Annotated in this window: 17 protein-coding genes and 1 pseudogene; 8 read left to right on the top strand and 10 right to left on the bottom strand. The window is 72.8% G+C overall.

Going from position 1 to position 26,242, the window contains the following annotated elements:
* Nucleotides 1-48: 48 nt before the first annotated feature.
* A pseudogene (locus ACFZDL_RS07940) lies at nucleotides 49-255 on the top strand (tautomerase family protein); the annotation flags it as partial.
* Between the two features lie 53 nt (nucleotides 256-308).
* Here ACFZDL_RS07940 and ACFZDL_RS07945 read toward each other — a convergent pair.
* Together ACFZDL_RS07945 and ACFZDL_RS07950 are read right to left on the bottom strand one after the other, a co-directional pair.
* Nucleotides 309-3,452, bottom strand: coding sequence for an amidohydrolase family protein (locus ACFZDL_RS07945; RefSeq protein WP_353593576.1), 3,144 nt, complete (start codon nucleotides 3,450-3,452; stop codon nucleotides 309-311).
* Between the two features lie 105 nt (nucleotides 3,453-3,557).
* A complete protein-coding gene (locus tag ACFZDL_RS07950; RefSeq protein WP_353593575.1) occupies nucleotides 3,558-5,993 on the bottom strand; it encodes a GTPase-associated protein 1-related protein in 2,436 nt (811 codons plus the stop codon).
* A gap of 333 nt (nucleotides 5,994-6,326) precedes the next feature.
* Here ACFZDL_RS07950 and ACFZDL_RS07955 point away from each other — a divergent pair, with 333 nt between their 5' ends.
* On the top strand, nucleotides 6,327-7,979 hold the full coding sequence (locus tag ACFZDL_RS07955; RefSeq protein WP_353593574.1) for a cellulase family glycosylhydrolase: 1,653 nt from the start codon (nucleotides 6,327-6,329) through the stop codon (nucleotides 7,977-7,979).
* Here the strand turns inward: ACFZDL_RS07955 and ACFZDL_RS07960 are convergent.
* The 5 genes from ACFZDL_RS07960 to ACFZDL_RS07980 form a co-directional block, all read right to left on the bottom strand.
* On the bottom strand, nucleotides 7,976-10,003 hold the full coding sequence (locus ACFZDL_RS07960) for a DUF2264 domain-containing protein (protein ID WP_353593573.1): 2,028 nt from the start codon (nucleotides 10,001-10,003) through the stop codon (nucleotides 7,976-7,978). The two genes, ACFZDL_RS07955 and ACFZDL_RS07960, sit on opposite strands and share 4 nt — an antisense overlap.
* Nucleotides 10,000-11,088, bottom strand: coding sequence for a LacI family DNA-binding transcriptional regulator (locus ACFZDL_RS07965; protein WP_353593572.1), 1,089 nt, complete (start codon nucleotides 11,086-11,088; stop codon nucleotides 10,000-10,002). Before ACFZDL_RS07965 ends, ACFZDL_RS07960 begins: the two co-directional genes overlap by 4 nt.
* 53 nt (nucleotides 11,089-11,141) lie before the next feature.
* On the bottom strand, nucleotides 11,142-12,791 hold the full coding sequence (locus ACFZDL_RS07970) for a sugar ABC transporter substrate-binding protein (RefSeq protein ID WP_353593571.1): 1,650 nt from the start codon (nucleotides 12,789-12,791) through the stop codon (nucleotides 11,142-11,144).
* Between the two features lie 126 nt (nucleotides 12,792-12,917).
* Complete coding sequence (locus ACFZDL_RS07975) at nucleotides 12,918-13,805, bottom strand: carbohydrate ABC transporter permease (protein ID WP_353593570.1); 888 nt, start codon at nucleotides 13,803-13,805, stop codon at nucleotides 12,918-12,920.
* Complete coding sequence (locus ACFZDL_RS07980; RefSeq protein ID WP_353593569.1) at nucleotides 13,802-14,656, bottom strand: ABC transporter permease subunit; 855 nt, start codon at nucleotides 14,654-14,656, stop codon at nucleotides 13,802-13,804. Before ACFZDL_RS07980 ends, ACFZDL_RS07975 begins: the two co-directional genes overlap by 4 nt.
* A gap of 410 nt (nucleotides 14,657-15,066) precedes the next feature.
* Between ACFZDL_RS07980 and ACFZDL_RS07985 the strand changes: the two genes are divergently transcribed.
* Nucleotides 15,067-15,618: an RNA-guided endonuclease InsQ/TnpB family protein gene (locus ACFZDL_RS07985; protein WP_391190661.1), complete on the top strand. Its 552-nt coding sequence runs from the start codon at nucleotides 15,067-15,069 to the stop codon at nucleotides 15,616-15,618.
* On the opposite strand, the gene ACFZDL_RS07990 is transcribed toward ACFZDL_RS07985, so the two are convergent.
* Nucleotides 15,504-16,259, bottom strand: a complete 756-nt coding sequence (locus tag ACFZDL_RS07990; protein ID WP_391190663.1) for a VC0807 family protein — start codon at nucleotides 16,257-16,259, stop codon at nucleotides 15,504-15,506. The genes ACFZDL_RS07985 and ACFZDL_RS07990 overlap by 115 nt on opposite strands.
* Nucleotides 16,260-16,493: 234 nt before the next feature.
* On the opposite strand from ACFZDL_RS07990, the gene ACFZDL_RS07995 reads away from it, so the two are divergent.
* The 3 genes from ACFZDL_RS07995 to ACFZDL_RS08005 all read left to right on the top strand — a co-directional run bounded on the left by ACFZDL_RS07995 (nucleotide 16,494) and on the right by ACFZDL_RS08005 (nucleotide 22,315).
* Complete coding sequence (locus ACFZDL_RS07995) at nucleotides 16,494-18,464, top strand: BTAD domain-containing putative transcriptional regulator (protein WP_353593568.1); 1,971 nt, start codon at nucleotides 16,494-16,496, stop codon at nucleotides 18,462-18,464.
* A 96-nt stretch (nucleotides 18,465-18,560) separates the two neighbouring features.
* Entirely contained in the window at nucleotides 18,561-18,731 is a 171-nt protein-coding gene (locus ACFZDL_RS08000; RefSeq protein WP_014181724.1) for a mersacidin/lichenicidin family type 2 lantibiotic, read from the top strand.
* Between the two features lie 182 nt (nucleotides 18,732-18,913).
* Nucleotides 18,914-22,315, top strand: coding sequence for a type 2 lanthipeptide synthetase LanM family protein (locus tag ACFZDL_RS08005; protein ID WP_353593567.1), 3,402 nt, complete (start codon nucleotides 18,914-18,916; stop codon nucleotides 22,313-22,315).
* On the opposite strand, the gene ACFZDL_RS08010 is transcribed toward ACFZDL_RS08005, so the two are convergent.
* Nucleotides 22,272-22,610: a GNAT family N-acetyltransferase gene (locus ACFZDL_RS08010; RefSeq protein WP_353593566.1), complete on the bottom strand. Its 339-nt coding sequence runs from the start codon at nucleotides 22,608-22,610 to the stop codon at nucleotides 22,272-22,274. The two genes, ACFZDL_RS08005 and ACFZDL_RS08010, sit on opposite strands and share 44 nt — an antisense overlap.
* Nucleotides 22,611-22,838: 228 nt before the next feature.
* Here ACFZDL_RS08010 and ACFZDL_RS08015 point away from each other — a divergent pair, with 228 nt between their 5' ends.
* Nucleotides 22,839-23,711: a LysR family transcriptional regulator gene (locus ACFZDL_RS08015; RefSeq protein ID WP_353593565.1), complete on the top strand. Its 873-nt coding sequence runs from the start codon at nucleotides 22,839-22,841 to the stop codon at nucleotides 23,709-23,711.
* A 273-nt stretch (nucleotides 23,712-23,984) separates the two neighbouring features.
* Nucleotides 23,985-25,094, top strand: a complete 1,110-nt coding sequence (locus tag ACFZDL_RS08020; protein WP_353593564.1) for a low temperature requirement protein A — start codon at nucleotides 23,985-23,987, stop codon at nucleotides 25,092-25,094.
* Nucleotides 25,095-25,164: 70 nt separating this feature from the next.
* Here the strand turns inward: ACFZDL_RS08020 and ACFZDL_RS08025 are convergent, their stop codons facing one another.
* Nucleotides 25,165-26,136: an alpha/beta hydrolase gene (locus ACFZDL_RS08025; RefSeq protein ID WP_353593563.1), complete on the bottom strand. Its 972-nt coding sequence runs from the start codon at nucleotides 26,134-26,136 to the stop codon at nucleotides 25,165-25,167.
* Between the last annotated feature and the right edge of the window lie 106 nt (nucleotides 26,137-26,242).

Here is a 26,242-nt window from a genome sequence, read left to right on the forward strand (position 1 = left end):
CCGTACGCCACTCACGTCACCGACGCCATCACCAGAAAGAGAGCCACCGTGCCGTTCGCGAACTTCAAGGTCCCCGCCGGATCCCTCGACGAGAAGCAGAAGGCGATGATCGTCACCCGCGCCACCGAGCTGTACGCCGAGATCTACGGGGAACGAGCCCGAGCCACCACCCTGGTCCTGGTCGAGGAGGTCCCCGACGGCGGCTGGGGCATCGGCGGCGACGTCCTGACCCTGGCCATGCTCCAGCAGGACCCCGGACAGCCGCAGCCCAAAGGCCCGGAACTCGCCGCCGCCGGGGAGGAGGCGGCTCAGCAGCAGGGGCCGAGCGCGCGCTCGTCCCGGAGCCACCAATAGCGCTTCCGCGCCGTGGCCCCCGCCGTGGGCTTCGCCGTGGCCTTCCGCACGGCGGAGGCGCTGCGGGCCGCCCCCGATCCCTCGGCCACCAGGTCGTCCACCGTGTGCACCACGCCACCGACCACCACCTGCCGCACGGCCGCGGCCGCCGTGATGTCGCTCAGCGGGTCGCCCTCCACCAGCACCAGGTCGGCCAGCTTCCCCGGCTCGACCGTGCCCAGGTGGGCGCTCATGCCCAGCGCCCGTGCGCCCGTCACGGTGGCCGAGCGCAGCGCCTGGTACGGGCTGGCGCCGTAGCGCACCATCGTCTGCACGTTCAGGTGGTAGTAGACGGCCGGGGGCACCAGCGGGCTGTCGGTGCCGACGCCCACCTGCGCCCCCCGCTCCAGCAGCCCGCGCAGTGTCGCCCCGTGCCGGGCGGTGAAGGCCAGCTCGTCGGTCGGCTCGTTCTGCTGCGCGTCGGCCACGCCCTTGCGGAAGTCCTCGTACTCCGCCGCGCTCATCAGCGACATCAGCCGCCGGTCGCCGACCGCCCACTGGGCGTACCGGTACAGCGCGGCCCGGGTGGCGGCCAGGCCCGCGCCGGACAGCCCCAGCGTCGGGGTGAAGACCATCCCGGAGGCGATCAGCGGCTCGGTGACGTCCTGATAGGTGTGGCCGAGGTGGGTCTCCTTCTGGCGGCGGCCGTAGCGGCTGGTGCCGCCGATGTGTTCGACGCCGTCGGCGCCGAAGCACAGCGGGCCGAACAGGTAGTGGGAGGTGGCGGGCAGGCCGAGGCGGTGGATCGCCCGTACGGCGCGGCGCTGCAGCGCGTACGGCAGCCGCACATAGGTCTTGAGCAGGTCGTGGCCCAGTGCCTCGGCCTTGGCCACCTCCCGCTCCACCTCCTCCTCGCTCGCCACGGGGCGGCCGACGCCGTAGTAGGTGCGGTTGCCCTCGAGCGCGTCACCGGCCGCGAAGACACGTGGCCCGGCGCGGCGTCCGGAGTCGATGGCCTCCTTGGTCTCGACCGATGTGTAGTGCGCGCCGCCGGGGGAGCGCAGCGTGGTGACGCCGAAGGCCAGCCACAGCTTCAGGGTCTCGGCCCGTGGCCAGGGCGCGTGTTCATGGAGGGCGATCAGGCCGGGCATCGCGGTCAGCCCGCGGGCGTCGATCGTGCGGTCGCCGTCGACGGCGCCGCGCGCCACGACCCGCTCGATGCGGTTGTCCTTGATGACGATGTCCACATCGCGCCGCAGGGTCTCGCCGGTGCCGTCCCAGACCGCCCCCACCTGCACCACCGTGCGGCCGGACTGCTTGGCCTGGCGCCAGGTCAGCCCGGTCGGGACGGTGGTGGCGCGGCCCGTGCGCACATCGGCGAGGCGCAGCCGGCCGTCGGAGACGTAGAGCAGGGAACGCCCGTCGGCGCTCCAGCTGGGGCAGTCCGCGGTCTCGCCGTTCAGCTCGCGGGCGGTCCCGGTCGGCCGCGAGGCGGAGTCGAGATCGCTGAGGTGCACGGTGCCGTCGACGATGTACGCGGTGTACCTGCCGTCGGGCGAGTGGACGGGCCCGGCGTCGGTGCGGTTGGCGAGGGACTTCCCGGGCAACGGATCGGCGTAGTGGACTTCACCACTGGCGAGGTCGAAGGTCAGGACACGGTTGGAGCCCTCGCGGTAGCGGGGCGTGGCGGGCACCAGCGCGGCGTACGAGACCTTGGTGCCGTCGGCGGAGAAGGTGGGTCTGGCGGCCCCGACGGTGAGGGTGCGCACGGCTTTGGAGGCGACGTCGATGGTCTGCACGACGGCGGACCACCAGGAGAATGCGACGGTCCTGCCGTCAGGGGCGAAAACCGGCCCGGACAGCTGGGCCTGAAGGTCCGTCAGCCTCCGGTTCTCACCGCTGGCGAGGTCGTGGATCCACAGATCGGCCGCGCCGTCGGCCCGGTCGCTGACGTAGACCAGACAGGACCCGTCGGGGTGCCAGGCGGGGTCGCTGTTGATGTGGCCGTCGGACACCACGGCCTTGGGCGCGGAACCGATGCGGCCGACCCAGATGTCGCCGAGCGCGGCGAAGGCGACCTGCCTGCCGTCGGGCGACAGACTCGGGCCGACGATGCCCTTGACCTCGCGTGGCGCGGTGGAGTCGAAGTCCCGTGGGGCGGGCCGCTCGGGGACCCTCGGGACGGTGAGACGGACGGTGAAGGGGACGTCCTTGACCGAGGCGCCGGAGAGCGACCTCCGCCGGATCTTTCCGTCGCCGGTGTAGAACACCTCGTTGCCGGAGATCCAGCGCGCGGCGAACGGGAAGACCTCCTCGCCGTCGCCGGAGACGGTCTTCCCGTCGACGACGAGACCGGCGGCCGAGGAGGTGAGATGGACATACGCCAGCTTGGTGCCGTCGGGGGACAGGGACGGCCCCGCCACCCGCCCCTCGGTGACGGTGACGAGCGTGGTGCGCCTGCCGTCGGCGTCGACCCGGACCACGGACTGCGGGGCGTCGCCCTTGCCGCTGGTGAAGACGATGGCGTTTCCGTCGGGGTGCCAGAAGGGCTGCGCCTCCTGGACCGTGGCGTCCGTGCCGGAGGTCCAGCGCCTGCTCTCACCGGTGCCGAGGTCGAGGACGTGGATGGCGTAGTGCCCGTCCGTCTCGGCCGCGTAGGCGATCCGGCCGCCGTCCGGCGAGAAGCGGGGCTCGTGGTGGTCGACATCACCCTCGGTGAGCCGCCGCGCCCCGGTGCCGTCCGCCCCGGCGAGCCAGAGGTGGAAGTTGCCGTCGGTGTAGGACTGGTAGACCAGGTGGCGGCCGTCGGGCGAGAAGTCGGGCTCGCTCGCCTCCTGGCCGATCTCCGTCAGCCGGGTGGCCTCGCCGCCCTGCGCGGGGAACGCCCACAGCAGGTTGAGCAGGTCCATGACGACGGTGCGGCCGTCGGGGGAGAGGGCGGCGGACGCGTTGGTGGCCTGGCTGACGGTGATCTGGCGGGTGTCGCCCTCCGCCGCCTTGCCCGGTGCCGCGGACGCCTCGGTGGCGAGGCCGGCCAAGGGCCCGCCCAGCCACAGCGCACCGGCCCCGGCGGCCGCCCTGCCGCTCTGCTGGATGAGTGATCTGCGTGATAGCTCCAACGCCCTGTCCCCTTGCTCGGATATCGGCTCGGCAGAGTCCCGAGATCGGCGGAGCGCGCGAAGAGGACCTGCGGCAGCAGGGTGACGCGGGGGCCTAAAACCGGTCTAAATTCCCTGTCCTTCCGAGGCGCCCTTCCGCCGCCGGCCGGCCAGGCGCCGGCCGAGCCGGCCGAACGCGCCGGGGCGGTTCCACGCCCGGAACTCCTCGGCCCACCGGACGCTCGTACGCTCCAGACAGCTCTCCACCGAGGCGATATGCGCGTCGGGCAGCGCCCGCACCACCGGACGGAGCACCGTGTCCAGCAGCGCGGCCCGCGTCTCCTGCCAGGCGTCACCCGCCTGGGGATGCGAGCTCCACGCGATGAAGCACTCGGCCACATACGACGGATCGGCGTGGAGCCGGTCACGCACCCACTCGGACCGCGCGGCCCGGCCGTAGGCGGCGACGAGGCCCGGGTCCCCGCTGTGGATCAGCGCGTACAGCTCCCCGTCCGGGGCGTCCTCGGACAGCACACGGTCCGCGAGCGCCCCGAAGGCATGCTCGAGAACCGTGGGTTCCACCGGCTCCGCCGTGGCCCGGAGGGACAGCGCCCGCTCGGTCCAGCCGGGCTCGGCGCGACGGCTCCGCAGATCGCGTGCGAACTCCAGGAGCAGCAGCGACGCACGGTCACGCGCCGTCAGATCCTCGGCGAAACAGCGCAGGAGGTCATGGGCGAGATCCGGGACGTCGGCATCGTCAGCGGGCCCTTCGAGCGCGGCCCTGAGCAGGCCGGCGGAGGTGCCGGCCGTGCGGTGGGCGTCCGATCCGATCTCGCCGAGCATCAGCCGGGCCTCTCGGGCGGTCGGTGTGCCGCCCTCCCACACCAGCCGGACCGCGGTGCGCAGGACAAGCGGCTCGGCGAACACCGAGACGCCGCCGGAGCGCAACACGGCGTTCAGCGCGGTGGCGCGGTCCCCTCCGCCCGTCGCCACCCGCGGCGCCTCGGCACACATGCGCAGATGGGGCAGGGCCTGGCTCTCCGCGAACCGCAGCGGGACGCGGGCCAGCAGCCGGGCCGCCGCGGGCGGATCGCCCGCGGCCAGGGTGTCGAGCCTGCCGAGCAGCGCGGTCCGCAGCGCGAAGTGCTCCTCAAGCGCCAGGTCCACCGCGCGGGTGTGGGCCGACTCCGGGTCGGCCAGCAGCGCCCGGGCCAGCTCGTGTGCCACCCCCGGCAGCAGATCCGAGCAGTCCACGCCGAGCAGATCGGCGATGCGCAGCAGCTCCAAGGGGCGGGTGGCGCCCTGTTCGGCGTCCGAGACGCCGGCGCGCAGATCGGCCGCGAGTTCGCCCGCGAGGCGCTGCCGGACCTCCTCGGTGAGCGCGTCGGGCCGCAGGGCCTCGAGCCCCGGGCCCGCTGCCGGCGCACGGACGGCTTCGGTCAGCACCAGCGCGGCGAGCGGTGTGCTGACCGAGGTCGCCACCCTGCCGTCCAGGCAGGTGAACAGCCCCGTCAGGGCCGCCTTCTCGGCATCGGAGCGGTCCACGGCCGGCACGCACAGCGCCGTCAGCAGCCGGTGCAGCCGCTCATCGCCCAAGGCCTCCGGGTGGTGGCGTACCCAGTCCGCCGCCTCGGCACGGCCGGTGGTGCCGAGGTCGAGCCCCGCGCACAGCGCGACCACGGCGAGCGCGCCAGGGGCGAAGGGGCCTCCCGGGAGCGCGTCGGCCTCCTTGAACAACTCGGGGGCACCGCCCAGCCAGACGCCCGCCGCCACCTTGGCCCAGGCGTCGGACACCGGCTCCCCGGTCCTCCGGCCGGCCACGTCGTACACCCGGTAGCGGTGGCCGTGATCGGTCAGCTCCCGGCCGTCCTGTGGCCGTACGCCGATGATCTGCTGCCGGGAGAGCTCCGGCCGCGGCGCACAGGTGGTGAACGTCAGCCAGTGGGCGAGGTCACGCGGCAACGCGCTGGACGCCAGGGCGATCCACCGGGCCACATCAGCGCTGTCCTGCTCGATCAGAACGATCCGTGGCGCGGACCCGTCCTCGCTCAGCCCGCGCAGATCGGCGAAGAAACGCGCGAGCCACGGCGCCCGGGAGCCCGCGAAAGCGACCAGACCGTCCCGGCTCAAGCGCCCCGAAGTGGTCAGGGACTCCAGCGGCTCCGGCACCCCGCCCTCAGGCGCGCGAGCGGCCCACCGCGGGGAACCCCAGGCGCTGATGGGCAGCGCGCCATCCGGCAGCGACGCACCGACGGGCAGGAACACGGCATGGCCGTGGAAGGTGCCCCAGCGCCCGCCGGCGTCGGCCCCCGCGAAGACCGTACGGGCCAGCAATCCGCTGCCGTCGGAGAGCCGGCTGTAGCTGAACGCCTCGGGGCACGAGGCGCGTTCGGAGCCGGAGCCACGCGGCGGCGCGTCAGGTGGCGGCACATGTCCGGCCAACAACCCCTCGACCTCCCCGAGCAGCGACGGTGGCACCGCGGGGCTGACCGCGGTGAACCGCACCCCGGGTCCTTCGGGCCCCGGCGGAGCCGAGGTGTAATGCAGCTGCGCCAGGTTCATACTCCGGGCCTCCACGGCTCCCGCACCACAGCCCGCTCCCCTGCTCACCGTCGACTGTGAGAAGGATTATCACAGCAGACCCGCCTCTCCGGTGGCGGACTCCCCAGGTTCGCCCCGGAACACCAAACCGGGGCTGTATGTGGCGGTTCATCGCAAAAGGCCCCTCGCGTCCTCGGCAGGACCCAATATCCCTGTGCGGCACGGCAGATGAGGTCCCAGGGCGGGCCGGCTCCCGCCGGAGACCTTGACGTGCCTGGGGAGCGATGCATTGATGGGAGCGCTCCCAGTTCCTCGCCCGCGTCAGCCGTCATGTGCTCACTCCTTGGAGTCGCGATGAGACGAACGAGACCGCCGGCCATTCTGCTGGCCCTACTGGCCGGCCTCCTCGGGATCGTGGGCCTCGGCCCGACCGCCCAAGCCGCCCCCCAGGCAGCCGGGACACGCGCCCCGCTCGCCACCGGCCTCCACATCAGCGGCGGCCGCCTGCTGGAGGGCAACGGCAACGACTTCGTCATGCGCGGCGTCAACCACGCCCACACCTGGTACCCGGGCGAGACCCAGTCCCTGGCCGGCATCAAGGCCCTGGGCGCCAACACCGTCCGCGTCGTCCTCTCCAACGGCCACCGCTGGACCAGGAACAGCCCCGAGGACGTGGCCTCCATCGTCGCCCAGTGCAAGGCCAACCGGCTCATCTGCGTCCTGGAGGTGCACGACACCACCGGCTACGGCGAGGAGTCCGCGGCCGCCTCGCTCGACCAGGCGGCCGACTACTGGATCGGCCTGAAGAGCGTGCTCACCGGCGAAGAGAACTACATCATCATCAACATCGGCAACGAGCCCTGGGGCAACACCAACCCCGCCGGCTGGACCGACCCCACGGTCGCCGCCGTCAAGAAGCTGCGGAGCGCGGGGTTCCAGCACACCATCATGGTGGACGCCCCCAACTGGGGCCAGGACTGGCAGAACGTCATGCGTGACAACGCGCAGACCGTCTACAAGGCGGACACCACCGGCAACCTGATCTTCTCGATCCACATGTACAGCGTCTACGACACGGCACAGGAGATCACCGACTATCTGAACGCCTTCGTAGGCGCCCGTCTGCCCATCCTCATCGGTGAGTTCGGCGGGCCCCCCGACCAGTACGGCGACCCCGACGAGAACACCATGATGGCCGCCGCCCAGCAGCTCAAACTCGGCTATCTGGCCTGGTCCTGGAGCGGCAACACCGATCCCATCCTGGACATGACCACCGACTTCGACCCCAACAAGCTCACCGACTGGGGCAAGCGCGTCTTCAACGGCGCCAACGGCATCGCCCAGACCTCCCGCGAGGCCACCGTCTACGGCGGCGGCTCCGGCGGCGACACCCAGGCCCCGACCACCCCCGGCACGCCCACCGCCTCGGCCGTGACGGCCACCTCCGCCACGCTCACCTGGCCCGCCGCCACCGACAACGTCGGCGTCGCCGCCTATGACGTCGTCCGCGTCAGCGGCGGCACCGAGACGAGGGTCGCCACCTCGACCGGCACCAGCGCGACCATCACCGGCCTGACCGCCGCCACCTCCTACACCTTCGCCGTCTACGCCCGGGACGCGGCAGGCAACCGCTCGGCCCGCTCGGCGACGGTCGGCGTCACCACCGAGGCGGGCGGCGGCTCCGGGGCCGGGTGCTCGGTCGGCTACCGCGTCGTGGGCGACTGGGGCAGCGGCTTCCAGGGCGAGATCTCCATCCGCAACACCGGCTCCGCCGCCATCAACGGCTGGAGCCTGGGATTCTCCTTCGCCAACGGCCAGACCATCACCAACATGTGGGGCGGCACACCCCAGCAGACGGGCGCCGCGGTGACCGTCGCCCCCGCCGCCTACACCTCCACCATCCCCGCCGGCGGCTCGGTCACCCTCGGCTTCACCGCCAACCGGGGCGGCACCAACTCCGCGCCGACCGCCTTCACCCTCAGCGGCAGCGCCTGCGCCACCGGCTAAGGCCCCTCGGACGCCGTGCGGGTGTCCGCTGTCGTAAGGGTGTCCGCTGTCGTGAGGGTGTCCGTGCGCACCCGCTCGACCACCCCGTCCGGGAAGCGGACCTCCACGGATCCGTCCGGTGTCACAGCGGCGCGGGCGCCCGCGCGCAGGGCGTGGACGTCGCGGTGCACCGCCGGGTCGGCCGTGAGCAGGACCAGGGTCACCAGCAACCGGGCGCCGCCGGGGTGCCGGTCCAGGGTGAGCAGGGGGGTCGCCGAGTGGTGGCCGTAGGCGTTGTGGTCCCGCGCCCGCGCCACCGTTCCACTGGCCGGCCCGTCCTGGCTCTCCCAGCCCAGCAGGCCCACGAGCGCGCTGGTCAGCCCGTCGCGGCGGCGGGCCAGCGCCCAGCCGGGGCCGGTGTCCGCGGTGGGCGGGGCGGTGTCGCAGGCCACGGCCCAGCCGCCTTCGCGTACGGAGGTGCCGGGCGGGGCCTGGACATGGTGCACCCGCACCTCCCAGGGGCCGTGCACGAGACCGGCCGTGGCGATGCGCGGAACCGGGCCCGAGCGCTCCTCGCCGTCCGGGCCGAGCGGGGTGTGCCATGAGGCGGCGCGGCGGCCTTCGGCGTACAGCGGGTGGATACGGCCCCGGCGGGAGGGGCCCGCGGGGGTCAGCAGCGCGATGTGGTTGTCGGGGCCCGGCGGTTCGTCGCCGGGCGGGGTTTCCGGCGCGGTGGCGGTGGAGTAGGCGAGCCGGGTGTAGTGCGGGCTGTCCTGCGGGGCGGCGGGCGGGGGCGGCAGCCGGTCACTGCCGTGGTTGACCAGGCGTACGATCCCGTCGGCCGCGGTGGAGTGCAGCAGCCAGCCCGGGGCGGGCAGGGCCAGGCAATGGTCTGCGCTCTCCACCGGGCCGGGTTCCTCGGTCGCCGTCCACACCGGGTGGTCGGCGGGGAGCAGCAGGCCGAGGAAGGCCTTGCTCGCCCAGTAGGGGGAGGCGGGCCCCGAGTAGGGCTGGGTGGCCGGGCGGAAGGGGCGGTACCAGCCCAGGCTCAGCAGCCCGTCCGCATCGGGTACGCCGTGGTCGGCGAAGTGTTTCAGGGCGCCCGAGGCCAGGCGTCGGGTGCGGCCGGGAGGCAGCGGGGTGGCGTCGGTGAGGGCGCCCGCCCACAGGGGCGCGGTGGTGGCGTAGCGGTAGGTGAGGGAGCGGCCCTGGTGGACGGGGGCGCCGTCGGAGCCGAAGAAGTACTGGTGGGTGTCCAGGAAGGTGTGCAGCCGGGACCGGTGTTCGGCGATCAGGGCGGCGTCGGCGCGGGGCCCGGCGATGCGCGCCCACAGGACGGGGTACAGATGCAGGGCCCAGGCGTTGTAGTAGTCGAACTTCCGCCCGTCGCCGTCCGTGTACCAGCCGCCGCCCCGGTACCAGTCGTCCAGGCGCGCCAGGCCCGCGTCGATCTCGGCGCGGCTGTGGGGCGCGTCGACGGAGGCGAGGAACTCCTCGGTGATGACCTGGAAGAGACGCCAGTTGGAGTCGTTGGCGGTGGCCCCCACGAAACCGCCGAGCCATGCGGCGGCCCGCCGGCGTACCGGGTCGGGCAGCCGGTCCCACAGCCACGGGCGCGTCTCGTGCAGGGCGATGGCGATGGACGCGGCCTCCACCATGGGCTGGCCGCGGTCGGTGATGGGCGGCCACCGCTCCGGGTGGCGGGGGTCGGTGCCGGCGGCGAGGCCGGTGGCATAGCGCTCGATCAGCGCCCGGACCACGGTGCTGCCGGGGGTGTCGGTTCCGCCGGCGCCGGCGATGCGGAAGGCGGCGAGCAGGAAGGAGCGGGCGTAGCCCTCGAGACCGTCCGACCACGCTCCGGAGTGACTGGCCGGGCCGGGGAGCCGGTACTGGGCCAGCCCGGGGGAGGCGTACGGGACGAGCGAGGTCAGCAGGCGGTCGGCGGTGGCCTCCCAGTGGGCCCGGGTGTAGCCCGTGTAAGGCGATCGCCGGGGGTCGGGGGGCGGCAGGGGGTCGGTGTCGACCGGGAGATGCGGCGCGGTCATGCCGGGTCGGTTCCTCCGTGTGTGTCACTGTGCGCGTGCGGACGGGGCCGGCCCACGCTGTCGCGTACGACGATGTGGGTGCCGAGCACATGCCGGGTCTCGGCGGTCCCTTCGGCATCGCGCAGGGCCAGGCGTACCGCGGCCCGCCCCAACTCCTCGGCGGGCGTACGGACGGTGGTGAGCGGGGGGTTGAAGTCCTGGGCGAGCGGGATGTCGTTGTAGCCGACGAGGGAGATGTCGTCGGGGACGCGCAGGCCCGCGTCGAAGATGGCGCGCAGGGCGCCCGCGGCGACCATGTCGTCCCCGGCGAAGACCGCGGTGAAATCCCTTGGCTCCGCCAGGAGTTCGGCCATGGCGCGATGTCCGGCACCGCGGCCCAGGCCGCAGTCGACGATGTGCGCGGACGCGGCCGGCAGGCCGTGTTGGGCGAGCGCGGCCCGGTAGCCGGCGACGCGGGCGTCCAGGGCCGTGTTGCCGGGCAGTCCGCCCAGGAACACGATCCGCCGGTGTCCCGCCGAGACCAGGTGGCTGGTGATGGCCTTGGCGCCCGCCTCGTTGTCGAAGACGACGACCAGCGCGGGCAGCCCGGGGTCGGGCGAGGGACGGCCGCACAGCACCAGCCGGGAGCCGGCGGCGTCCAGGGCGTGGGCGTAGTGGGCCACCCGTTCCCGGTAGGCGTCGTCCTCGACGACGCCGCCCGCCAGGATGACCACGCCGGCGCCCTCCTCCCGCATCAGCTGTACGAACTCCATCTCCCGCTGCGGATCGCCGCCGGTGCTGCCGACCAGACACAGCCGGCCGTGGGCCGTCGCCTCCGCTTCGACGCCCTCGGCGACCTGCGCGTAGAACGGGTTGGTGACCTGGCGCAGGACGACGGCGACCATCTTGCGGCCGCCGCCGACCAGGGCCCGGGCGTGGGCGTTGGCGACGTAGTCCAGGGTCCGCGCGGCACGGAGCACCCGGGTGCGGGTGGCCGGCGGCACCGGGTACTTTCCGCTGAGCACACGGGAGACGGTGGCCGCGGACACGCCGGCCCGCTCCGCCACGTCGCGGATCGTGACCCGCCCCCGCCCCGTTGCCGCCATGCCGTTTCCTCTTCTCCTCGTACCCCTCTTGCCGTCTGGTTGTCGCCGCCTGCTCAGCTGTTGGCGGCGTGTTCCTTCGCGTACTCCTCGGCGATCCTGTCGCCACCGCGGGAGCGCCACCTCTTGACGGCGTCGTCGTATGCGGACATCGAGATCCGTCCGGCGATGACCCCCGTGATCGTGTCGTCCATCAGGGCCCTGAGCGTGGCGCCCTGGGCGGTGTCGGTGCGGGACTGCAGCCCGTAGGACGCGTTGCGGATGGCGACCGGGACCACCTTCTGCTGCCAGGCGTGCAGGGCGCGTACGGCCTCCGGCCTGCCCGGCACGAAGAGCACCTGGGGCCCCTCGGCCAGATACCTGAAGGGGAGGTTGCTGACGTTCTCCACCTGCCCGAGCTTGGTGGTCTTCGGTGCGCCGTCCTTGTCGCGGGTGAAGTGCACGCCCTCCACGCCGTAGTGGACCAGCTCCCACTCCTTGGTGCCGAACGGGGCGGCCAGGTAGTCGAGAAGGCGCAGCAGCAGTTCGACGCGTTCCTTCTTGGCCTTCTTCACGATGGTGTAGCCGAAGGAGCGGCGGGCGGCGACGACACCGCCGGGGGTGCCGTCCACGCTGTACGGGGTGGCGGGGGCGGGGGTGAGCAGGCCCTTGGAGTCGGGGTAGAGGGTCTGGTAGGCGCCGAAGCCGTTCTGCTGGGAGCCGACGGTGCCGTTGAGGAACAGCGTGGACAGGTCGACCGACGACAGCGAGGTGGCGTCGGGGTGGTAGGAGCCGTTCTTGCGCAGCTGTGCCTGGAAGGCGATCGCCGCCTTGTAGCGCTCGTCGGTGTAGTTCGGGTGGAAGGTGCCCTTCTTGTCGACGGCCCAGCCCTGCGGGGCGTTGTGGGCCGCGGAGTGCACCCCGTTGCCGAACAGTGAACCGGTGGCGGCGCCCAGCGCGTACGTCTTGCCGTGGGTGGCCTTCTTGGCGACGGCGGCGAAGTCCTGGGAGGTCCAGCCCTCTTTCATGCCGGCGTCGCTGAACATGCCCTGGTTGACCCACAGCGTGGAGCCGGGCAGCGGGCGTTCGAGGGGGATGCCGTAGAGACGGCCCCCGATGCGGCCCATGTCGCGCCAGGCGTGGGTGGGGATGCCCGCCAGGTTGGGGTACTTCCTGATGGCCTCGCCCGACAGGAAGGGCGTCAGGTCCTCGGCCCTGCGCTGGACGAACTGTGCCTCGCGGGGCAGCACGAACCCGGAGAAGACGTTGATGATGTCCGGCAGCGAGTCGGGGTCGCCGGCCATCACCGTGGCCATCTTCTTCTGGTAGTCGGCCTGCGAGATGATGGTGTACTCGATCTTGACGCCGAGGGCCTTCTCGACGGCGCGCCAGTACTGGTTCTGCCCGCGTCCCTTCGGCGGTGTGCCGAAGGTGATGGACATGACCTTGACCGTGGAGCCGTCGCCCGGTGTGCGCGCGACCGAGGTGGCCAGGTCGGAGGGGTAGGAGGTGTAGCCGGCCTGGACCCCGGTCTCGGTGGGGGCGAGGTCCGGCTTGGCGCCAGGGGCCGGCCGGTAGGCGGGCCACGCGGCGAGCTTCTTGCCCGCGTTGGTGACATCGCCGTCGTCCGAACCGGTGGAGCACGCGGTCAGCAGACCGGGGACGCAGACCGCGGCGCCACCGGTGGCCATGGAACGCAGCAGAGTGCGTCGGGACATGCTGGGCATGGGCGAGTGACCTTTCTGGGTGCGGCTCTTGCTGGTGGTTCTCGGCTCGCGCCGGCTTCCGGGCCCGCGCTCGCTCTCAGCTCTCGCTGTCTCTCAGCTCTCGCTGTCTCTCAGCTCTCGCTGGTTTCAGCTCTTGATGGCGCCGGTGAGCACGCCCTTGGTGAAGTACTTCTGGAGGAAGGGATAGACGAGCAGGATCGGCACGGTGGCGATCACCAGAATCGCCATCTGGATCGTCTGCGGTGCGTTCACCGTGCCCTCGCCGGTGGTGGTGTCGGTGAGCCCGGCGCCGGTCACGACATAGGTGCGCAGCACCTGCTGGAGCGGCCAGTGGTCGCTTTCCAGATAGAGCGAGGCGTAGAACCAGGAGTTCCAGTAGGCCACGGCGTAGAACAGGCCGACCACGGCCAGCGCGGCCTTCGACAGGGGCAGTACGACCGACCACAGGACGCGCAGGTCCCCGGCGCCGTCCAGGCGGGCCGCCTCGTACAGCTCCTCGGGGATGGCCTGGAAGAAACCGCGCAGGACGACGAGGTTGAACACGCTGATCAGCACGGGGAGGATCAGCGAGGCATAGGAGTCGAGCAGCCCGAGCTCCTTCACCAGCAGGAAGTTCGGGATCATGCCGGGCGGGAAGAGGAAGGTGAACAGGACGAGCAGGAGCACGGGTCTGCCGCCGAACACGCCGGGCCGGGACAGGGCGTAGGCGAGGGTGACCGTGCAGACGAGGCTGAGCAGTGTGCCGACGATGGTGACGCCCGCGCTGACGCCGAGCGCATGGGTGACGATGCCGCCGTCGAGAATGTCCCGGTAGGCCTTGAGGGTCGGGTTCTGGGGCCACAGCACCCAGCCGCCATTGGCCACCACCTCGCGCTGCGAGGCCAGCGAGGTCGACAGGATCACGAGGAACGGCACACAGACCAGCAGCACGACCGCGACGAGGGCGACGGCCTTGGCGGCCTGGGTGACGGGCTTCGGCTTCTCCATCCAGCCGGGCCGCACCTGGGCGCTCACTTGTAGACCCCCTGTTCCCCGAGCCGGTGGGCGACCTTGTTGGCCGCGTACACGAGCAGGGCGCCGATCAGGCCCTTGAACAGGCCCGCGGCCGCCGCGAACCCGTAGTCGCCGCCGACGATGCCCTGGTAGTAGACGAACGTGTCGATGATCTCGGCGGCCTGCGGGCCCACCGCGTCGCGCTGGAGCAGCATCTGCTCGAAGCCGACGGAGAGGATGTCGCCCAGCCGCATGATGAGCAGCAGCACGATCACCGGGCGGATCGCGGGCAGCGTGACATGCCAGAAGCGCCGCCAGGGCCCCGCCCCGTCGATCGCGGCGGCCTCGTACTGCTGCTCGTCGACCTGGGACAGCGCGGCCAGGAAGATGATGGTGCCCCAGCCGGCGTCCTTCCAGATCACCTGAGCCACCACCAGCGGCTTGAAGGCGTCCGGGTTGCCGATGATGTCCACCGTGTGCAGACCGGCGTCGCCGAGGTAGCCGTTCAGCATGCCCGTGTCCCCCAGGAGCTGCTGGAACAGGGCCACGACGATCACCCACGAGATGAAGTGCGGCAGATACACCACCGACTGCACGAAGCGGCGCACGGTGGACCAGGTGAGGCTGTGCAGCAGCAGCGCGAGGGCGAGCGGGACGGGGAAGTAGAAGACCAGCTGGAGGACCGCGATCCAGAGGGTGTTGAACACCGCGTCCCAGAAAGCGCCGTCTTCCAGCATCCATTGGAAGTTGCCGAGGCCGGTCCAGGGGCTGCCCCAGATGCCGTCGAAGGGCACGTACTCCTTGAAGGCGATGACGTTGCCCACCAGCGCGCCGTAGTGGAACACCAGGAAGTACGCGAGCCCGGGCACCATCAGCAGGAACAGGGTCCAGCTGCGGCGTCTTTGAAAACCTTTTCGCTTGTTGGAAGCGCCTGACGGGGGACGGGAGGGGCGGCTCACCGTCGATTTCCCAGGGCGCTCGCGTAGCAGCGCTGCCACGGAGCCTCCTCGGCTGTGGGTATGGAGTGAGGGGAAGTTAAAACGTTTTCAGTCGAGGGTCAACACTTCTGACGCATCTTGGCGACCGGCCCAGGCGCCGGGTTGGGCCGCGTTCGCGCCGCGCCTTGACGCTTGCGCCAGGCGCTGCCAGACTCGCGGCCACCCTCCAGAAAGCGCTTGCTCCGCCCTGCCGCGAAACGGCGTGTGAGGAGGCGTCACCCCAGCGATGCGCGGTTCGACGCGACGCCCACGCCAAGCGCCTGCCGCGCCCGACGGCGGCCGAGTTGTCCAAGCAGGTCATCACCGAGGCCAGGAAGACGCCCGAGCGGGCCTGGCTCGGTGAGGTGTCAGCCGTGGTGCTCCAGCAGTCCCTGCGCGACCTGGAGGCCGCCTACGGCAACTTCTTCGCCTCGAAGAACGGCGCCCGGCGCGGCCCTGCGATGGGCCCGCCGAAGATGAAGAAGAAGGCCGCCCGGCAGGCGGTCCGGTTCACCGCGAACGCCCGCTGGTCGATCACCGATGGCGGGAAGCTGAGGCTGCCGAAGATCGGCGACATCGACGTGGCCTGGTCCCGTGTGCTGCCCTCCGAACCCTCCAGCGTGACGATCATCAAGGACCCGTCCGGCAGGTACTTCGTCAGCTTCGTGGTCGAGGTGGACGACAAGCCCCTGCGGGCCCGGGTTGTACGCGAACCGGACGGGACCACGTACCGCGGGGCCGGTCAGGCGTGCGCGGCGGCCGCCGCCTCGGCCGCCGCGGCGCGCTCCTCGCCCTCGCGCTGCGACCGCTTGGCGTACCAGCCCGTCCACAGGGCGAGGGCACCGAGCACGCCGTAGATCAGGACCGGGCTGACGACCACCATGGTGCCGGTGGGCAGCGCGTAGGCCAGCGCGATCCGGCCCCCGGCCTCCAGCAGGTACGCCACCCCCCACACCGCCGTCATCGTCATCATCGTCCGGCGGAACCCCTCGAACTGCCACAGGCCGTTCCACCAGGCGGTGCTCGCCTCGGTGCCGTCGGTGGCGAACTTGCGCCCGAAGTAGAACATCAGCGGGCGCGGCGCCAGCAGCGTCGCCAGGCACAGCAGCCCGAACAGGCCCGTCACCCCCGAGTCCTTGACCAGCAGGGCGCGCGTCGAGTGGGCGCCGACCAGCGACACCACGGCCGTGATCACGAGGAACACCAGGGTGACGACGGCGAATTCATCCAGGTGGCGGCGCCAGATCAGATGGACGGCGCTGTCGAGGACCGGCCAGGCGCCGCTGGCCAAAAGCGCGGCGAATTCGCTCCAGCCGTGGTCGTGGAGCGCGTTGTACGTGACGATCGGAGCCACGACGTTGAGGCCGATGGTCACGGCCCAGCCGAGGGCGGCGGCGCCCCTGGACCGGGCGGGCGGCGCCGGGCGGTCCGCGGGCCCCGCCGGCGGCGTGTCGGATGCGCTCCGAGCGCCCGGTGCGGTCGTGTCCTGGTCGGCCACAGTTCCCCCTAAGACGTGGTCGATGGTGCGGGAAGAAGACTAGTACAGGGAGGGACAGGCGCGCGGCGGGCGCCGGTTCCCGTGCGCGCGGTCCGGTCTCGCGGCCTCCCGCCGGCTTTTGTCGAAATTCTCCTCACAGCGCATCCGGCTAATTCGCCAACAGAATCGCTTTGCTTCTCCCGGGAAGCCCAGCAAAATGGCGGTCATTGGGCTCATCCTGTAAGGAGCACTGGTTTGCATTTCAGCGTATTGGGTCCGCTCCAAGTCCTGTCCCTCGGCCGGCCCGTCGCCTTTGGCGGCCCGAAGCAGCAGGTACTGCTCGCGCTGTTGCTCGCACGTTCCGGTAGCGCCGTACCGGTGCCGCAGATCGTGGACACGCTCTGGCCGCGCAGGCCACCGCGGACCGCGTTGGCGCAAATCCACAGCCGTATTTCCTCACTCAGACACATTCTCGGTGCGGAAACCATCAAAACGGTCCCGTCCGGCTATTCCCTGACGCCGTCCCCGGGGGCGATCGACGCCCAGGTCTTCGAGGAGGAGGTCAGCCGGGCCATCGCGCTGCGGGCGGCCGGGCGGCACGGCGAGGCCACCGCCCTGCTGCGGGCCTGCCTGGGCAGATGGCGCGGCCCGTCGGCGTACCAGCACCTGGAGGGCGAGCCGTTCGACCGCGAGGCCGGCCGGCTGGAGGAGCTGCGCCTCTTCGCCCTGGAACACCGGATCGGGGCCGACCTGGAGACGCGGGACGCCGCCGAACTGGTCCCCGAACTGGTCGACCTCGTCGCGGCCCACCCCACCCACGAGCGCTTCCACCATCACCTGATGCTCGCCCTCGACCGCAGCGGACGGCGCAGCGACGCGCTGAACGCCTATCTCGGCCTCCAGCGGCGGCTGGCCGCCGAGCTGGGCACCGATCCCGCCGAGGACCTCCAGCGCCTCTATCACCAGCTGCTCTCCATGGACCGCGTCGCGCCCACGGGCGACCAGCGGCAGCGGCAGGGGCGGGCCCGGCGCACGGCCACCGCGGCCCGGCCGGAGCGCACCGGCCCCGCGGGCCCCTTCGCCAACCAGCTGCCCCCGGACATCCCCGACTTCATCGGGCGCGCCCGCGAGCGGCGGGTCCTCCTCGACGCGCTCACGGCAGGCTCCGCCGCGCGGCCGGGCACCGCGGCGCGCGCCGTCATCGTCAGCGGTATGACCGGGGTGGGCAAGAGCGCGCTGGCGGTCCACGCCGCGCACCGGGCGCGCGAGAGCTACCCCGACGGTCTGCTGTACATCGACGGGTCCGCCTTCCCGCGCACCGAGGAGGGCCTGCGGGGCGTCCTGGGCCGGCTGCTGCACGGCCTGGGCGTTCCGGAGGCGGAGCAGCCCGACTCCTGGGCCCTGCGGCAGGACGCCTACCGGAGCCTCGTCGCCACCCGCCGTGTCATGGTGCTCATCGACAACGTCGCGGAGGCGGACGACCTGCGGGCGGTCATCCCCACCGGGGGCGGCTGCGCGGTGTGCGTCACGACGCAGGTGTCCCATCTCGCCGTCGACGGCGCCGTGCGGGTGCCGCTCGATGTGCTCGGGGCCGACGAGTCGCGTGCGCTGCTGTCCTCCGGGCTGCGTCCCGGGCGGTTCGAGGGGCAGGGCCGGTGGCTCGATGAGGTGCTCGCGGTGTGCGGAGGGCTGCCGGCCGCCCTCCGCGCGGTCGGCAATGTGCTCGCGGCCCGTCCCCACTGGTCCCTGGAGCAGGTCGCCGCCTCCCTCACCGGCGCCCGGAATCCGGCGAGCCGGCTGAGCCTGCCGGGACGCGGCCTGGCCGACGCCTTCGACGAGGCGTGCGGCCGGCTCACCGAGGAGAGCAGACGCGCCCTGTCGGCCCTGGCCGCGCTGGACGTGGAGCGGCTGACGCCCGGCGCGGCCGGTCTGCTCCTCGGCCGATCCGGTACGGACGCGGCCGCCCTCCTCGACGAGCTGACGGACCGTAACCTGCTGCGCCCCGTGCCGGCCGCGCGGCCGCAGGAGTGGGCTTACGCCATGCACGCGTTACTGCGCGCACATCTTCGCGCCGGGCTTCCCGATACGCTTCACGACTCCGCGTATCGCGGCAATTGCGGTCAGTTCCACTTCGGATACCGGGCCGCTCGGGACGTTATCGCCGCGGGGCCAGGGTTCTCCGGCGATACGCGGCGGACGGAGAGAACGGAGGTAGGGATTCCGTAGCGGCGCGCGTTAACGTCCGGGTGTTTCCGCGGAACGCGGCTGATTCGGCCGGGTACCGCACGCCCTGTACACCGATTTCATAAAGGGGAGACTCTTATGAACAGCACCGTGACCGCCTGGAAGGACGCCACGTACCGCGAGGGCCTCGCGGTGGACCCGGGCCACCCGGCGGGCGTGGTGGACCTGACCGCCGACCTCGCCGACGAGGGCACCTCCGTGGCCGCCGTGACCCTCTCCACGCAGCCCTTCTTCCAGTGCTGCGGCTGACCGGGACAGCACCCGCGCCAACCCGCGGCGACCGCCCGTAGCGGCGGTCACCGCACGCACCGAGGCCGGCGCCGGCCCGTCCCGTACGGGCCGGCGCCGGTCTGCCTCGCGGACGCGTACGCGGGAGGCGCACGAGGCAGACGCACATCCGGCCGGCGCATCCCGCCGTGAAAGGACATCCGATGCCGCTCAGCCGTCCGCCCGCCGGCCACACCGCCTCTCCGGCCCCGGCCCCGGACCTGGTTCAAAACCCGGCCCCGGCCTCCGACATGGCCCCGGATCAGGCCCCGGACCTGGCCCCCGACTTCTGGGCCGCGGGATGCTACCTGCGGGAACGCCTCACCCCTTCCTCCGCGCCGCCCGCCCCCGCGGACCCGGCCCACGCGGCGGCCCGGCTCGCCGGCTGGCGGGCGCTCGCGCCCTTTCGCGGCCCCGAGGAGCGCTTCACCGACGGACTCCGCCCCATCGGGGTGACGGCGCCGGTGCTGCACCGGCTGCTCGGCGAGGACCCCGCGGCGCTCGCCGCCCGGCTGCCCGGCCGCCCGGCGTGGGCGCGGCGGGTGCGCTCCGCCCGCCCGGCCCCCGCCCCGCCCGGCGCGGAGCCGCTGCCGGGGCTCCTGCGTGTCGCCGAACCCCTCGTCCGGCAGGCGCAGGAGAGGCTGCGCACGGCCCTGCGCCGCCTCGGGCCGTATCCCCAGGACCTGGACGGGCTGTGCGAGGCGCTGTCCGCGAGCGTGCCGGTCGACCGGCTGGCCATGGTGCTCAAGCCCACCATGATCCTGGAGATCAACGTGGCGCGCGTCGAGGGCCGGCTCGCCTCCGGAAGGACAGGCGAGGAGCGCTACCGCCTGTTCGTCGACTCCCTCACCGACCCCCGGGCCCAGCACCGCCTGTGGACGGAGTACCCGGTGCTGGCCCGGTGCGTGGCCGAACTGCTCGACCACTGGGTGGCGAGCCGTACGCGCTTCGCCCGGCATCTGCGCGACGACCTCGGCGAGCTGCGCGACGCCCTGCTGTCCGGCGCCCGTCCGGGCGGCGTGGCGGCGGTGCGCTTCGGCCACGGCGACGTCCACCGCCGGGGCAGCTCGGTGTGCCGCGTCGACTTCCACGACGCGCCGTCGGTGTTCTACAAACCGCGGTCGCTCGCCGTGGACGAGCAGTTCGCACGCGTCCTGCACCGCTTCAACCAGGACAGCCCGTACGCGCTGCGCACCCCGCGCACCCTGAGCCGAGCGGACCACGGCTGGGCGGAGTGCATGACGGCCCGGCCCTGCGCGGCGGCGCAGGACGTGGCCGGCTTCTACTGGCGCACCGGCGCCCTGCTGGCCCTGGTGCACGCGCTGGGCGGCACCGACTTCCACCACGAGAACATCATCGCCGCGGGCGAACACCCGGTGCTCGTCGACCTCGAGGCACTGCTGCACCCCCGCGCCCCCGAGCGCGCGGGAGCCGGCGCCGGGCAGGGGGCGCCGGAGGAGCCGGCCCTCGTCGCGCTGCGCGAATCGGTGCGGGCCACCGCGCTGCTGCCCACCAAGGTGGTGCTTGACCGGGCCGCGGCGGGCGCTTCCGCCGCGGACTACAGCGGACTGAACGGAGCCAAGGACCAGCCGTCGGTCGTGCCGGTGCCCGTCGAGAAGAACGCGGGGACCGACGAGGTGCACATCGTGTGGGAACACGTGCCCACCGCCGGCGGGGAGAACCGGCCGCGGCTGCCCGACGGCACGCCCGCCGACCCCGCGGACCACACCCCCGACGTGCTGGCGGGTTTCCGCTTCGGCTACGACTGGATCAGCGCCCGCCGCGCGGAACTCCTGGCCCCCGGCGGCCTGGTGGACGGCTTCGCCGGCACGCCGGTGCGCTTCCTGCCTCGGGCCAGCTACGTCTACGCCAAGGTGCTCGCCGAGAGCACCCACCCGGACTTCCTGCGGGACGCGCTGGAACGGGAGCGCAGCACGGCACGGCTGTGCGCGGGACGGTACGCGGGGGCCACGGGCGACGCGGTCGTACGCGCCGAGATGGACGCGGTGCTGCGCGGGGACATCCCGCTGTTCGAGGCGGTGCCCGGGTCGCGGAAGCTGCTGCTCGACGACGGGCGGGCCGTGCCCGGGTTCTTCGCCGAGCCGGCGCTCGGCGCGGTGCGCCGCCGCATCGAGGCCATGGGCCCCGAGGACCGGGAGTTCCAGGAGCGGATCATCGCCGGGTCCTTCGTCGGCAGCGTCGATGTGAGCCTGCTGGAGGAGCGGCCCGCCGCGGTCCCCGGCCCGGCGGGGACACGCACCCGCGTCGCCGACCCCGAGGAACTCGTCGCCGCCGCCATCGCGATCGGCGACCGGGTACGGCGCCTCGCGATCGCCCGTCAGGGGCGCGTCGGCTGGGTCGCGCCGGAGCCGGTGGCGCACGGGGTCTGGGACCTGGCCCCGCTCGGCCAGGACCTCTACTCGGGACTGTCCGGCATCGGCCTCTTCCTCGCCCGGCTGGGCCTGATCAGTGGCCACCGGCGTTTCACGCGGTTGGCGTCGGACGTCGCCGACGAGGTGGTCCGCCGGGTCCTCTCACCGCCGCGGGCCCTCACCAACGCGAGGACCCGCGGCGGCGAGGACACGGACATCGGGGCGTTCGGCGGCTGGATGGGGCCGCTGTACTTCCTGGCCCACCTCGACCGGCTGCTGGGCGGCACACCGCATCTGGCCGCGGTGCGCGAGCCCGTGCTGTCCGCCGCCGAACGGGCCCTGGGCTCCACCAAGGCGTTCGACGTCGTGGCCGGTTCTGCGGGCTGCGCCCTGGCCCTGCTCACCCTGATCGACGCCGGCGGCGACCCCGACGGCCGAGCGGCGGCCCTCGCCCGCGCCACCGCCCGCCACCTGGTCACCGGCGCCGTCCCCGACGCCACCGGGCCCGGTCTGACCTGGGAACACCATCAGATCGACAGCACGCGGCCGCTCACCGGCCTCGCCCATGGAACGGCGGGCATCGTGACCGCCCTGGCCCGGCTGCACCCTCTCGCGCCCGGTGAGGGCTGCGCCGAGGCGGTGGCCGGCGGGCTGGCGTACGAGACGGGGGTCTTCGACGCCGAGGCGGGCAACTGGCCCGACTTCCGCGCCGAGGCCGTGTCACCCTTCCGGTCGCTGTGGTGTCACGGTGCCGCGGGCATCGCCATGTCCCGGCTCGACCTGATCGGCAGGCCCGGGGCCGCCGGCCGGGAGGAGGAGCTGGCCGCCCAGGCGATGGCGGCCCTGCGGCTCGACGGCGCCGGCCCGCACCGGCTCACGGGCCGGGGCAGCGACAGCATGTGCCACGGCGACCTCGGCAACCTCGAACTCGTCCTGCTGGCCGAGCGGAGCGGCAGGTGCGAGCCCGGTGTGCTGATGCGGTTGCTCGGACAGAAGCTCGACGAGGCCGGGCAGCGCGGCTGGGTGTGCGGTTCGCCGACCCGCAGCGAGACACCGGGCCTGCTGACGGGCCTCTCAGGGGTGGGACACCAGCTGCTGCGCTTCGCCTGCCCGGACCAGGTGCCCTCCGTCCTGCTGCTGCACCCGCCGGTCAGCGCAGCGCCGTACGGAGCCACTGAAGGGCGTCCTGGGTGACGGGGTCGGTGATGTCGCCGAACTCGGTGTGCTTCTTGAGGAACTTCGCCACGTAGGGGCAGATCGGCACGGCGCGGAGCCCGCTGTCGCGCACATCGGTCAGCGCCTGCTGGACGAGGAGGGAGGCGAGACCCTGCCCGGCGAAGGCGTCGTCGATCTCGGTGTGGAAGAAGACGCGCTGCTCGCCGCGGTCGCGGTATTCCGTGAAGCCGGCGAGCTGCCCGTCGACCAGGATCTCGTAGCGGCGCTTGTCGTCCTCCCGGCTGACCTGGGGGGCTGCGGCTGGCTGAGTCATCGTGTTCCGTTCGGTGTCGGCGGTGCGGGGCTGGTGCCCCAGGTCAACCTAACCCGCGAGGCGGGGAGAGTGTGCCGACGAGCGCACCGGGCCTTGTCCGACAGCGCACTGGCGACGGCGTCGCCGCGGCCGCCTCGGGGCGCGGCTGATCCTGCCGTGCGATGATCGGGGCGGGCGGCGATCTCATCATGAGATGGCCTGCAACGGCTCGTCCGTCGGGGAGTGGCTATGGATCTGCGGCAGATGGAGGTCGTCGTCGCGGTCGCCGAGGAAGGCGGGTTCACCGCGGCGGCGCGACGGCTGCACGTGGTGCAGTCGGCGGTGTCCGGTACCGTGCGCGCCCTGGAGAAGGAGATGGGGACCCGGCTCTTCGACCGCACCACGCACCGGGTCGCCCTCACCCCGGCCGGTGAGGCGTTCGTGCCCGCCGCCCGCGCGGCGTTGCGCGCGGCGGAGCAGGCACGGGCGGCGGTCGACGTGGCGCGGGGCGAGCTGCGGGGACAGGTCACGGTCGGCACGATGCAGGGCGTCTGGGCCGGACTGCACCGTGCGCTGGCCCGGCTGCGGGCGGAACACCCACGGGTGGTGGTCCGGCTCCGGCAGGGGCCGGTGGCCGACATCCGGGAGGCGCTGCGCGACGGCTCGGTCGACCTGGCCGTGGTGGCCCTCGACCGCCGGCAGCAGCGGGGGTTGGTGACCCGGCCGCTGGTGCGCGAGGAGATGGTGCTCGCGGCCTCGCCGGTGCGTGGCTTCGCCCAGGACGACCGCGTCACCTTCGCCGAGGTCGCCCGGATGCCCTTCATCGACTTCACGCCCGGCTGGGCGATCCGCTCCGCGGTGGACCGGGCCTTCCGGGCCGCCCTGGTCGAACGCGCCACCGCCTTCGAGGCCAACGACATCGTCGCGGCGTCCGAACTGGTCAGGCACGACCTCGGAGTGTGCGTGATGCCGGAGTCGATCGCCGCTCGCTTCCCCGATCTGGCGCTGCGCAGATTCGCCCGGAACCCGCCGCGCTGGCACGTCATGGTGGTGTGGCCCCGGGGCGAGACGCCTCCGGCGGCCGCCGCGCTGCTGCGCCACATCACGCCGACCGCCGTGTGACGGGGCGCCGGGGGCCGCTGACGACCGCGGCCTCCCGGCCGGGACCGCCTCGGCGGGGCCCGCGGGCGGCGAAGTACTGTACGACTCCGGGCCGCCGTCCACACGGAGGTGCCCGTCGAGCGACTCAGGAACCTGATCCATGTCTGTCCCACCGTCCACCGGACCATCGAAGCCACCCTCACGGCCCTGCGGTGACCGACGCGCCGTGACCCCTCGGACCGCCGCGTGAGGGCGCCCTCCATGCGGGCTCGTGACCCGCGCGAGAAGCACCGCGTGGCGACCTCACTGGAACTGCTCTTCGATCTGTGCTTCGTGGTCGCCGTGGCCCAGGCGTCCTCCAGCCTCCACGACGCGGTCACCCACGGCCACTACGCGGCGGGCGTCCTGCACTTCCTGATCGTCTTCTTCAGCGTGTGGTGGGCGTGGATGAACTTCACCTGGTTCGCCTCCGCCTACGACCCGCAGGACATCCCGTACCGGCTGACGGTGTTCGTCCAGATCACCGGATCGCTGATCCTCGCCGCCGGTGTGCGGCGGGCGTTCGAGGGAGACGACCTCAGCGTCATCGCCCTGGGGTACGTGGTGATGCGCACCGCGCTGGCCGGGCTGTGGCTGCGCGCCTCCCGGGCCGACCCCGAAAGGCGCCGGACCACCCTGCGCTTCGCCTGCGGGGTGGTGGCCTGTCAGATCGGCTGGGTGGCGCTGCTGTTCCTCCCGGAGCCGGCGCGGCTGCCGGGCATCGCGGTGCTGGTGGTGGCGGAGGTGGCCGTACCGGTGTGGGCGCAGTCCGCCGGGATGACCCCCTGGCATCCGCACCACATCGCCGAGCGCTACGAACTGTTCACCCTGATCGTGCTCGGCGAGTCCGTGGCCTCCGCCACGGCCGCGGTCCGCACCGCCTTCGACGAACACCCCACCAGGGCGCTGTACGCGGTGGCGGCGGGCGGACTGCTCATGGTCTTCGCCATGTGGTGGCTGTACTTCGCCCGCCCCGCGCACACCCTGCTCGCCACCACGCACCAGGCCGCCCGCAGACGGTTCCAGTGGGCCTACGGCCACTATCTGATCTTCGGTTCCGCGGCCGCCGTCGGGGCGGGCCTGGCGGTGAGCGCCGACCAGGTCACCCACCGCGCGGAGGTGTCCCCGCAGGCCGCCGGCGCCATGGTGGCCATCCCGGCGGCCGTCTTCCTGATCACCGTGTGGGCGCTGCATCTGCGGCCCCACCAGCAGTGCGCCGCCGAGTCGGTGCCCTTCCTCCTGGCCGCCGTCCTCGTCCTGCTGACCCCCTTCTCCCCGGCGCCGGCCCTGAGCACGGGGATCGTCCTGGCGGTGCTGGCCGGGGTCGTCACGGCGACCCGCGGCGGCCGGCCGCCGCGGGAGTGAGGTCAGCGCCGGCCACCACCGCCCAGGAGGGCCCGGCCCCCGGAGCGGTGGGCGAGGCCGGGCCGCCTCCTCAGCGCTTCCGGAGCGCGGCGCCCAGCGTGTCCGCTGCCAGCTTGATGGCGGCCTGCGCGGCATGGGTCCCGCGCAGGGCGTTGAGCATGACGAAGTCGTGAATGATGCCCTGGAAACGCACGGCGGTGACCGCGACACCGGCCTCGCGGAGCTTGTTGGCGTAGGCCTCGCCCTCGTCCCGGAGGACATCCGCCTCGGCGGTGATGACCAGGGCCGGAGGCAGACCGGTCAGCTGCTCGGTGGTGGCGCGGAGCGGCGAGGCGGTGATCTCGGCCCGCTGCGCCTCGTCGGTGGTGTACTGGTCCCAGAACCACTGCATGCCGTCCCGGCGCAGGAAGTAGCCGGTGGCGAACTGGTGGTACGAGCCGGTGTCGAAGTTCGCGTCGGTGACCGGGTAGAACAGCACCTGCTGGACCAGCGGCACATCGCCGCGCTCCTTGGCCATCAAGGTCAGCGCCGCGGTCATGTTGCCGCCGACGGAGTCCCCGGCCACGGCCAGACGGGTGCCGTCAAGCCCCTTGGAGGCACCCTCCCGGACCACCCACTGGGCGACCGCGTAGTTCTGCTCGATGGCCACCGGGTAGCGGGCCTCCGGCGACCGGTCGTACTCGGAGAAGACCACGGCCGCGCCCGCGCCGACGGCGAGCTCGCGCACCAGGCGGTCATGGGTGTGGGCGTTGCCGAACACCCACCCCGCACCGTGGATGTAAAGGATCACCGGCAGTTCCCCGGTGGCCCCCGCCGGCTTGACGATCCGGGCCCGGACACTGCCCGTCGGACCACCGGTCACGGTGATCCACTCCTCCTCGACCTCCGGCTTGTCGATCTCGCCGGACTGCACCTCGTCGACCGCCGCCCGGCCCTCCGCCGGGGGCAGCTCGAACAGGAACGGCGGCTTGGCGGTGGCTTCGGCGAAGGCGGCCGCGGCCGGCTCCAGGACGGGCTGGACCGGCACGAAGGCGTCGGACATCTGGGTCTCCGAAGTGATACGGGGATACGGATGGGAATTGCGGGAAGAACGTGGACATCTCCCCGGTTGCTGGGGCCCACCCTAGGTCGGCCGGCGGTTTTCTCTT

The organism is Streptomyces sp. NPDC007917, assembly GCF_042959105.1.
GTDB lineage: Bacteria > Actinomycetota > Actinomycetes > Streptomycetales > Streptomycetaceae > Streptomyces.

What these genes read in the sequence shown, in the direction of transcription:
- ACFZDL_RS07950 (WP_353593575.1), bottom strand. Translation starts at nt 5,993, where the DNA reads ATGAACCTGGCGCAGCTGCATTACACCTCGGCTCCGCCGGGGCCCGAA.
- ACFZDL_RS07955 (WP_353593574.1), top strand. Translation starts at nt 6,327, where the DNA reads ATGAGACGAACGAGACCGCCGGCCATTCTGCTGGCCCTACTGGCCGGC.
- ACFZDL_RS07960 (WP_353593573.1), bottom strand. Translation starts at nt 10,003, where the DNA reads ATGACCGCGCCGCATCTCCCGGTCGACACCGACCCCCTGCCGCCCCCC.
- ACFZDL_RS07965 (WP_353593572.1), bottom strand. Translation starts at nt 11,088, where the DNA reads ATGGCGGCAACGGGGCGGGGGCGGGTCACGATCCGCGACGTGGCGGAG.
- ACFZDL_RS07970 (WP_353593571.1), bottom strand. Translation starts at nt 12,791, where the DNA reads ATGCCCAGCATGTCCCGACGCACTCTGCTGCGTTCCATGGCCACCGGT.
- ACFZDL_RS07980 (WP_353593569.1), bottom strand. Translation starts at nt 14,656, where the DNA reads ATGGTGCCCGGGCTCGCGTACTTCCTGGTGTTCCACTACGGCGCGCTG.
- ACFZDL_RS08000 (WP_014181724.1), top strand. Translation starts at nt 18,561, where the DNA reads ATGAACAGCACCGTGACCGCCTGGAAGGACGCCACGTACCGCGAGGGC.
- ACFZDL_RS08005 (WP_353593567.1), top strand. Translation starts at nt 18,914, where the DNA reads ATGCCGCTCAGCCGTCCGCCCGCCGGCCACACCGCCTCTCCGGCCCCG.
- ACFZDL_RS08010 (WP_353593566.1), bottom strand. Translation starts at nt 22,610, where the DNA reads ATGACTCAGCCAGCCGCAGCCCCCCAGGTCAGCCGGGAGGACGACAAG.
- ACFZDL_RS08015 (WP_353593565.1), top strand. Translation starts at nt 22,839, where the DNA reads ATGGATCTGCGGCAGATGGAGGTCGTCGTCGCGGTCGCCGAGGAAGGC.
- ACFZDL_RS08025 (WP_353593563.1), bottom strand. Translation starts at nt 26,136, where the DNA reads ATGTCCGACGCCTTCGTGCCGGTCCAGCCCGTCCTGGAGCCGGCCGCG.